The 10,267-nt window shown below is 45.3% G+C and carries 7 protein-coding genes; 4 read left to right on the plus strand and 3 right to left on the minus strand.

Translation table 11 applies throughout. The features are described from left to right. Positions 1-248: 248 nt before the first annotated feature. From ACLGGO_RS33935 to csaB, 3 genes are all read right to left on the minus strand, one after another. Entirely contained in the window at positions 249-1,118 is an 870-nt protein-coding gene (locus ACLGGO_RS33935; RefSeq protein WP_446422617.1) for a Cof-type HAD-IIB family hydrolase, read from the minus strand. Beyond that, the gene (locus ACLGGO_RS33940; RefSeq protein ID WP_446422618.1) at positions 1,119-2,705 is read right to left on the minus strand and encodes a hypothetical protein; all 1,587 of its coding nucleotides are present in this window, start codon (positions 2,703-2,705) and stop codon (positions 1,119-1,121) included. A gap of 368 nt (positions 2,706-3,073) precedes the next feature. Further along, entirely contained in the window at positions 3,074-4,129 is a 1,056-nt protein-coding gene (gene csaB / locus ACLGGO_RS33945; protein ID WP_446335563.1) for a polysaccharide pyruvyl transferase CsaB, read from the minus strand. Between the two features lie 159 nt (positions 4,130-4,288). Between csaB and ACLGGO_RS33950 the strand changes: the two genes are divergently transcribed. The 4 genes from ACLGGO_RS33950 to ACLGGO_RS33965 all read left to right on the plus strand — a co-directional run. Then, positions 4,289-5,206 (plus strand): nucleotidyltransferase domain-containing protein, encoded by a 918-nt coding sequence (locus ACLGGO_RS33950; protein WP_446422619.1) that lies wholly within the window; start codon positions 4,289-4,291, stop codon positions 5,204-5,206. A 171-nt stretch (positions 5,207-5,377) separates the two neighbouring features. Next, on the plus strand, positions 5,378-6,316 hold the full coding sequence (locus ACLGGO_RS33955) for a C69 family dipeptidase (protein ID WP_446422620.1): 939 nt from the start codon (positions 5,378-5,380) through the stop codon (positions 6,314-6,316). Positions 6,317-6,580: 264 nt separating this feature from the next. Then, entirely contained in the window at positions 6,581-7,345 is a 765-nt protein-coding gene (locus tag ACLGGO_RS33960; RefSeq protein WP_446422621.1) for a nucleotidyltransferase domain-containing protein, read from the plus strand. Between the two features lie 143 nt (positions 7,346-7,488). Further along, positions 7,489-10,267 (plus strand): two-partner secretion domain-containing protein (locus tag ACLGGO_RS33965; RefSeq protein WP_446422622.1); only part of this gene is annotated, 2,779 nt, incomplete at its 3' end.

The raw sequence follows: 10,267 nt of genomic DNA on the forward strand, positions 1-10,267 counted from the left end.
GCTACCTAGACGGTTCGCTCGGTTTCATCTCCCAGCTAAAGAGCGTGGGAGCCTTCACCCATCGCTTTTCCGGTAAGATTTTTTTTATCTTAGCCCGGTAGAAAAACAACTTTTTTTACAAGGCGTGACAATTCCCACTCATTCCGGTATGATTCTGAATGTGTGAGGAGCGAACCAGCGGGGGAACCGAGACGAAACACGGACAGTCGTCGGTTCCCTTTCTGATCAAAATGACTGGGGATTAGGGACTAAAGAATTAACGTTTCAATGGCTGTAGCTACGCCGTCTTGTTCAACAGAGGGAGCTACCCACTGCGCGATCGCCTGGACTTCTAGAGGCGCATTGCTCATGGCGATGCCAAACCCCGCATATTCCAACATTTCGATATCGTTAAAGTTATCGCCAATTGCCATAACATTTTGAGCGGATAGTCCCAGCACGTCTTCTGCTAAGTAGCGCACGGCTTCTCCTTTGTTGACGAGGGGATTGGTGGCTTCAAAGAAAGTGGCTACTGATTTGGTGAGGTAAAGTTCGGCGGGAGTGTATTGCTGGCGCAATCGGCTAAATAATTGGTCGATAACGGTTGTATCCTGACACAGGGCTAATACCTTAGTGGGTTCGTTGGTAAGTACCTGACGCAAGTCACCCACCGATAGGGGTTGAATATCTGCCCGTTGAGCATAGCGCTGGGTTTCGGGAGTGATTTCCCGGACATACAATTGGTCATTGATATAGAAATGCACCGAAAGCTGCGATCGCAGCATGTCACTCTCAAAATAATCTAACAATTGTTCAGCCCTAGCACGGGAGACAGATAAATGACGGTGAATTGTCTCCGTGGCGGGATCTTGAATCCATGCGCCTTGATACGCCAAGATGGGTAGGGTAGAACCAACCTCCCGATGGAAGCGTAAGGCAGAACAGTACATGCGCCCCGTTGCGATCGCGACTTGAATTCCCTTTGCCTGTATCTTCCGAATGGCTTGCTTTACAGGTTCTGTAATGGTGTTGGATTCACCTGCGATTGTGCCATCAATATCCAGAACGAGTAATTGAATATTCAGGGTATCTCGCTCTTGATGCTCTAAGGATTTAGCCATCTGTTTTAAATCTGTCATTTATACGGGGCGATACCGGGGGAAACTCGGTAACTCAATTGATGCCAACGATTTAATCTTTTTCGGACGCCGTAGCGGATAAACTACAGGTGAGGGCCAATTGGGTTGAGGGAGACTCACCTCATTTTCATCATCCCATTCATCCTCAGCCAGCTCAGCCTCTGATGTCTCTTTTGAAGATACTCCGGATTCATCAACTGTTTCTGGATCAGTTCCAGCTTCTAGCAGCCAATGGCTTTGCTCCTGAACTAAATCGTATGCCAATTCTGATAACCCTGACGCTTGCGCCAGAGAGTTCATTTCAGCCAGAAGCTGTCTCTCTGCTTCTAATTCCGCCGCCGTACTCTCTGGAATCGGGGTGATTGTCGAGTCAATTGGACTTGTCGATGGGTGATACTCCCTGGGTTCAGTAAATTCCTCGGTATCTGAAGCGGAGGTAACTAATAATGAGTCGAGTTGGAGTGGACGATTCCAAAGTGGATCGGTATTAGTATAAGATTGCTCTTCTAAGAAATCCTGTTGAGCTGACCAAGGTTGGATGGGTTGGGCTTTCGGGACAACACCGCTTGTATCCCGTTTCGGACGGGTGGGTTGGGGTTCGCCTACCTGACGGTTCGGCATTTCCAGGCATTTTTCTAGGGCAACCTTAAATTGTAAGGTTTGCTGTTGCTGTCGGTGTAAGCGGGTTTTCAGTTCTCGACAGGTATTAGCCGATTGCAGCAATTGATGAGACTGTTCGTTATAACGTTGCTGGGTGAGAGCACATTCCCGTTCCAGTTGTGCCACTCGTTCTTGAGAGCTTTGTAATTGATCTGATAAGGTTTCAATCAGGATTTGCTGACGTTGGGCGGCTTGATGGGATGATTCTAGGGTATGGAACAGACGAGTTAATTGCTCTTGCAGCGTGTTAAGTTCCTCCCCTTGGCGGACAATGAGACTATCCTGCTCTTGCGATCGCAGCATCTCGGCGTTTAAGGCGTCCTGTTTTTCTGTCAGGGCGTTCTGAAGCTGAGCAATTTGTTCGAGCAAGCGGCGATTGCGTTGGCGCATTTTTTGGGCAAGGGCAAACCAATCAGCGTCTTTGTTACGAGATTCTGCCAGGGTGGGGAGTGATTCGGGATGGCGATTTTCTGCCTCAATGTTTATCGTGGAGTCTGACTCGACAGTTTGGTCAATTTCAAGCTCTGGCTGTGGTTCACCCTCATTCCTATCGGATATCTGAAAGAGGTTGATCAGCGTTTGAGATTCAGGATTCTCTTGCTCATCGGGGTTATGTTCAGCACTCTCATCTCTCCATTGACTGGACTCCGGTAGAGGCTCTTTGTTACGAGATTCTGCCAGGGTAGGGAGTGATTCGGGATGGCGATTTTCTGCCTCAATGTTTATCGTGGAGTCTGACTCGACAGTTTGGTCAATTTCGACGTCCGGCTGTGGTTCATCCTCCTTCCTATCGGATATCCGAAAGAGGTTGAGCAGCGTCTGAGATTCAGGATTCTCTTGCTCATCGGGGTTATGTTCAGCACTCTCATCTGTCCATTGACTGGACTCCGGGAGAGGCTCTTTATTTGGGGTGTCAGAATCACTCATGGCTCTTCATCCAGAGGGTCACAAATCAACCAAAGTATGAATTATGGATTATGAATTTTAAGGGGTTATTTATATAAACCAGTATCTTGTGTTTTAAGCTGCCGGATGGCTCGGAGCCAGGGTTAGTTAGGATTTCCTCGTTTGTGACTCCTCCCCAAAGTAAGGCACAAAACTTGCCAGATTACAAATTGTGGGATCTTCGGTACTTCGGGTGAAAACCCTAGTTGATGGGGAACTTTTAGCAGGAAATGCCTTACTCAGCAAGCCTTTGACTGAATTCAATAATAACGTTTCCTGATCACCATAAATAGGGCATAGCCATCCCTTGTGCCTTATGCCTTCTGCCTTGTGCCTTTGTTCGATCAATTTCAGGACTCCTTGACGAGAATGTCTACCAACAAATCTTGATGCATTAATGCCCGATCCACTAAGGATTGGATTTGATCGCGGCTCTTGGGATTACCATTGGCATAGTAATCGATCCAGGTATGAGCGATCGCGTTCGGATCATCGGGTATTTCCGTTAACTTCCATCCTGGCAAGTCGAGTTCTGCCATGAGGGAGTCAACCTTGGGGTCATAGCTTAGGGCAAAACAGCGACAGTCTTGGGCTGCTGCCATAATCAGACTGTGGTAGCGCATCCCAATTGCCATTTCTACCCCGCGAAACAATCCTTTTAATTGTTTGGGTTCCTCGAGGTGGAAAATCTGATGGGTATCCGGAAGCTGGGAGGCAATGGATTGGGCGATGCTCAGATCTTGAGATGCCTGAAATGGCACAAGTAGTATACAGGTTTTAGTTGCCCCTTGGAAGTGTATCAGAGCTTGGGTAAGGTTGGCGAGACGCTCAGGGGTGAGATTTGGGTGCGATCGCAAAGTAACGGCGACTCTCGGTGCCGGTAAATCCCACAATCCGGGTACTGGGGTTGAGTCTAATGCCCACACTGGATCAGGGGCAACCCGAAACGGCACCTGCCAATCGGCTAGGAGGGCGGCTGAGGTGCGATCGCGTACACTGACGCCAGTACACCCCTGAAAACATTGTCGTGCCATCCAGCGCGTCAGAGGACGCTGCAACGGACCAATTCCCTGCGCCCAAGCCAGGGTTTTTAACCCCCTTTGTTGGGCGAATCCCATTAACCCACTGTAGTAAACTGGACTCATGGCACTGGTGGCGTCTTGGATTAAACTCCCACCCCCCCAGATAAAACTATCGGCTTGGTTAAAGGCTTCTAGGACACGAAACGCTGAGGTGCGATCGCAAGTTTGTACTCCATAGCGTTTACTTGTCTGGTTAGGATTACCCGAAAGCACCAGTGGTGTTATTGATTTGGGCAGCATTTGTAGCAACGACGCCAGTAACGCCTCATCACCCCCATTGCCCTTGCCATAATATCCGCATACTATCGCCCGTTTCTGCCCCATGGACTGATTCGTCTTCTGTGTTTGCTATCAGTTTAGGACAGTCCGCGATTCCTGTGTCAATTGTTTCCCTTGATGTTTGAGTAGTATAATTAATACAGATATAATACAATTACGGAGAGCAACGATCTGTTTCTCGCGATCGCACTGCAAATTCACTGAATGAATCCTAACTTAATCCTGCCCGTCGGTACGCAAATTGTCAGTCGTGTTGAGGTAAAAAATTCTGCCAATGAACCGTTATGTGTACGGGGTGCTGTTGGTGTTATCGTCAAATCGCCAACCGATAATTCCCATGCTTATCGCATCCGTTTGCCTAATGACGTTGAAATCACCCTGAATCGACAGGAGTTTAGTATCCGTAAGCATTTTCAAAGCGAAGGATTACAGCAAGCCGCCGATAGCCTGAGTGATTTCCAATTATACGAGTATGTCATCTATCGCTGTATTGTGGGATCTAGGGCTTTTGGTTTAGATCAGGAAACCTCAGATATTGACCGTCGGGGGATTTACTTACCCCCTGCTGATATTCACTGGTCACTTTATGGTATTCCAGAACAGTTAGAAAACTCAGAAAATCAGGAATGTTATTGGGAATTGCAAAAGTTTTTAATCTTGGCACTTAAAGCCAATCCCAATGTTTTAGAATGCTTGTATACTCCCTTAATCGAGACAGCAACACCCTTAGCCGAAGACTTGCTAGAGAAGCGAGAAATGTTTCTCTCTCAATTAGTCTATCAGACCTATAACGGTTATGTTATGTCCCAATTCAAAAAAATGGAGCAAGATCTCCGCACAAAAGGACAGGTTCGTTTAAAACACGCCATGCATCTGATCCGTTTATTGTTATCGGGGATTACTATCCTCCAAGAAGGCTTTGTTCCCGTTAAAGTCGATGACTATCGACAGCAGTTGCTAGCGATTCGTCAGGGAGAAATGGATTGGGAAGAGGTAAATGCTTGGCGGTTAGCATTACATGATCAATTTGATGAAGCATTGAGGAAAACATCATTACCCGAACGCCCAGATTATGAAAAAGCCAACGCCTTCTTAATTCAAGCAAGGCGGAGTCGTTCGTAGTTGCGCTGTCTTCGCCCTAAATATTCGCATTCCTTCCTATAATGAATAATGAAATATCAAAATATTTGCCACATATCATAACCTTGTATAGACGTAGCAGGCTACGTCTATACACCATTAAATCCCTTATTCCATTCACCACCTGTTTCTAAATTCAAATTGATAAATCCTATGTGTGATACATTTGTTGCCTTACCTAATTCAACAATCAACGGTAACGTTATTTTCGGGAAAAATAGCGATCGCCCCCAAGGTGAAATTCAAGATGTTGTCGTTATTGTCGCCAAAAAATACAACTCAGACACGACAGTTCAATGCACCTATATCTCAATTCCACAAGTTGAGAAAACATTAGCCGTAATCCTCTCCAAACCCCGATGGATGTGGGGCGCAGAAATGGGGGCAAATGAATATGGCGTTGTGATTGGCAATGAAGCCGTTTGGACAGTTGAAGCCTATAAAACAAAAGGTTTGTTAGGTATGGATTTAGTCCGGTTAGGATTAGAAAGAGGTAAAACAGCTTTAGAGGCGCTTCATATCATCACCTCCTTGCTAAACAAATATGGACAAGGGGGAAATTGTGCCGAAAACTTTGCCATGAATTATCATAATTCGTTTATTCTGGCAGATTTCCAAGAAGCCTGGGTATTAGAAACCGCAGGTGAGTATTGGGTGGCTGAACGAGTGCAGCAAGGAACTCGCTCAATTTCTAATAATCTCAGTATCCGAAATTCGGGTGATCTGCGCCATCCAAAGGTAATTCAATATGCGGTGAATCGGGGATGGTGTACTGGAGACGATGATTTTGATTTTGCCAGCATTTTTTCTGAAGGGGGATTTTCTGAATCGCTATCCATTGATTCCAGAGAAGGGCGAGTCAGACATTTATGTCGAGTGAATGAAGGCAAGTTTTCCATAGAAACAGCACAATCAATTTTACGAGAACACAAGGGTAATATTTGTATGCATGGCGCTTATGAAAGTGCGGGAAGTCAAGTTTCGTCTCTGTCGCAAGATGGGTGTCAACACTGGTTTATTGAGCAACCCTTTCCCTGTCAGCAACCCTATAAACAAAAGAGTTGTTTAGTGGATTCAGTGTCAGTACATTAAGATTAGGCAGAATAACTAAAAGTCATCCGAGTTCCCTCCCCTTGGCAAGGGGAGGGTTAGGGAGGGGTCAAATCAAGGTATTGCAGAGTTTTGAGCTTAAGTTGACACAAATGAAGGCTGTACACCCCTATATTTTCTGGGCGTAAGCGTTATCAATTAAATTAAGCATTGAGGAGGATGCAAGGCTTTGCACTCCTACGAAGGTTTCCGATTAATCCGATTTAACCCAATCGGTAGAGATATTTTTTAAAAATCAGGCAAATCATGATTGAAAGACAAAATCGCTTACTTCCCGCTATTGCTGCACAGCCGTATCCGCTATTATTTATCACCATTAGCGGGGCGCATTTGTATGGGTTTCCTTCACCCGATTCTGATTACGATTTGCGCGGTAGTCATATTTTACCGCTACAAGAAGTCGTCGGACTAGAAACAGGATGTGAGACGATTGAAGTATCGGAAATTAGAGACGGATTGGAACTGGATATAGTTACTCACGATATCAAAAAGTTCTTTTCCCTCCTCCTGAAAAAGAATGGTTATGTCTTAGAGCAATTGTACTCTCCCCTCATTGTTCATACAACTCCAGAACATGAAGAATTGAGAGCGATCGCGAAAGGGTGCATCACCCGCCACCACAGCCATCACTACTTGGGTTTTGCCCGAACCCAGTGGCGACTGTTTGAAAAAGAATGTCCGCGTCGCGTTAAGCCTCTTCTTTATGTTTATCGAGTGTTGCTAACGGGTATTTATTTAATGAAAACGGGTGAAGTGGAGGCGAATTTGCTCAGATTGAATGAAGAATTTAAGTTATCCTATATTTCAGACTTAATTGCCCAGAAATTAGCAGGTGTGGAACAATCTAAAATAGAAAATACTGATATAGAGTTTCATCGGGGAGAATACGAACGACTCTATGGAGAATTAGAACAAGCCAGTCAGTCGAGCAAACTACCCGCCGCACCATCGGCAAAAGATGCTCTGAATGACCTGCTGATTCGGTTACGCATAGGCGGCGTTATGAGTTAATTATACGAAGAATAGTACCAGATAATAAGCTGCACCAATAGTTCTAAGCTGTTCGGCATTTAAACCTTAATGTCAAGAAGTGACAAACAAATCTAACGGGGCTAGGATAGAAAGCACAATCAACCTTTGCCAGAGATACCGCCGTGAATAAGCCCTGGAGTCATCAGACTAACAGAGTAGGTTTTCAGCTAGCTAGAGGAGTCGCGGGATTTTTTTCTCTAGGGATAGCTTGTTTGAGTCTTCCGGCTTTCGCTCAGATTTTTCCCGATGCGACGTTGGGAAATGAAAGCTCTCAAGTTACTCCTAATGTAAATGTTGGCGGAAGTCTGGGCGATCGCATCGATGGGGGGGCTGTACGGGGAAGTAGTTTATTCCATAGTTTTTCTGAGTTTAATGTTAATAACGGACAACGGGCTTATTTCGCTGATCCAGCCGGGATTGATAATATTTTTAGCCGTGTCACGGGGTCTAATGTTTCTAATATCTTGGGGACATTGGGGGTAGAGGGGGCGGCGAATCTATTTCTACTCAATCCTAATGGTATTCTCTTTGGGCAAAATGCTCGGTTAGATATTCAGGGTTCGTTTGTGGCGAGTACAGGCGATCGCTTTGTCTTTCCCGGTGGGGAGGAGTTTGGTGCGAGTAATCCCCAAGCGCCGCCGTTGCTGACGATGAGTGTTCCAGTTGGGGTGCAGTATGGCGCACAAGCGGGGAGGATTACTAATGAGGGGAATTTAAGAGTTGGGCAAGATTTAACGCTAGCAGGTGGGACTCTGGATTTGCAGGGGCAGTTGCAGGCGGGACGAGATTTGACGCTTTTGGCTCAGGATACAGTACGGGCGCGGGATAGTGCAACCGATCCGTTTAGGGCGGCGGCGGGGGGAACGTTGCTGGTGCAGGGGAATCAAGGGGTTGATATTGTGGCGTTGAGTCACCCGAATAGTGGTTTGTTTTCGGGTGGGGATATGGTGTTGCGGAGTGCAAACCGGGTAGGAGGTGATATCCACTATTGGAGTGGGGGAAATTTCCGGATTGAAACGTTGGATGGTGATTTGGGAGATTTATTTAGTCCCGGTGATCCTGTGATTCGGGCGAGTGGGGATGTAAGTTTTGATAGTTATAAGGGAGCCTCGCTGCATATTTTGGCTGGGGGAAGTGTGACGATTGGGAATGTCATGATTACAGGTGCAGATACGGTAGGTAACTCCATTGCCGAAACTGTTACCTTATCCGATGGGAAAAAGATTGACATTAACGGTAGCACTGAACCAACTCTTGATATCCGGGCGGGAACCACTGCTATAGGAACTCCTGATAGCACCGAGTTTGATGAGGATACCTTCACTCCGAACCCGCTTAAAATAGGGGTAACTGGAACGAGTGCTGATATCAGCATCAATACTATTGAAAATAGTGGAGGCATTATCTTCCTGACTAATCAGTACCAACCTAACTCCTCACTGAGTAGTCCCAACGGGATTACAATTGGCTCTATTGATATTTATGAGGGCGGTTCTGTTTTCGTTGATTCCCGAAGTGAAATCACTCTCAATGGTAAGATTTTTACCTTCCCTACCAAGGACGAGGCTAGCAATGGCAGGGTGACTTTATTGGCTGGTAGCAATATTACGGTAAAGGGAACAGTTGATACCTCTGCTCTTCCGAATGCCAATAACAATAATAATGACAGTAGTTTGGGTGGTGACATCACGCTGTCAGCCAGGGAGAATATAACGCTGAATGGACGCTTAAATGCTTCTGCAGACCAAACTAACGACAGTACTGGAGGTAATATCACTGTAAAGGCTGGAGGTAATATCACCCTTAATACCGAAAGTAGTATTGAAACTAAAAGTAACAACAATACTATCAGTAACTTCAACGCCATTAGCCTTCAAGCTACAAATGGGTCAGTTTTTCTAAATTCAGCTACCTTGATCGTTGATAATGATGGTTCTGGGTTCGCTGGTGATATTCTCATTGATGCACGCGATCGCATTGATATTACGAACAGCAAAATCTCCGGTGATGGGCATTTGGGACGTATTTTGATTGGGAGCAAGTTAACACCTCAAACAGTTGTCATTGATAAGAGTAACTTAACAACTGAAAGTGAAGAGCAAAGGGCAGGTTATATTTCAATTGATGCACGCGATCGCATTGATATTACGAACAGCGAAATCTCCGGTAATGGGAATTTGGGACGTATTTTGATTGGAAGCTATTCAAAACCTCAAACAGTTGTCATTGATAAGAGTAAATTAAAAACCGAAAGTGAAGAGAATACGGCAGGTGATATTCTCATTGATGCAAGCGATCGCATTGATATTACGAACAGCGAAATCTCCGGTGATGGGCATTTGGGACTTATTTTAATCGGGAGTAATTTAACATCTCAGACAGTTTTGATTGATGATAGTGATTTGACCACAACTAACTCTGTCGCTACTGGAGTCGATGCGAATCAGGAAATTATCTCTGGGAATATATATATTCATGCTAGTGACGAGATTTCAATTCTAAACAGTAAATTGCAAGCTCAAACCACTAGGAGAGGAGATGCTGGATTGATATTTTTAATAACTGATAACGGTAATAGTGGTCGTGTTTCCCTTGATAAAAGTACCATCTTCAATAATGTGGAAGTAGGAGGAATTGGTAACGGTGGATTAGTCGAGATTAAAGCTGGCTCACTCTCCTTAACCAATGGCACTCAAATACAAACCTTGGTGCGTGGAGAAACTGAGAGTCAAGAAAATCCTAGGCTTGCACAGGGAAATGCGGGTAACATCAGTATCAATGTTTCAGGTGATGTTTCTCTTGACAATAGCAGCATCTTCAGCACTGTGGAACCTGGAGGAATAGGCAATGGTGGATTAGTCGAAATTAAAGCTGGCTCACTTTTTTTAACCAATAACGCTT

This window comes from Coleofasciculus sp., from assembly GCF_046565525.1.
Classification (GTDB): domain Bacteria; phylum Cyanobacteriota; class Cyanobacteriia; order Cyanobacteriales; family Coleofasciculaceae; genus Coleofasciculus.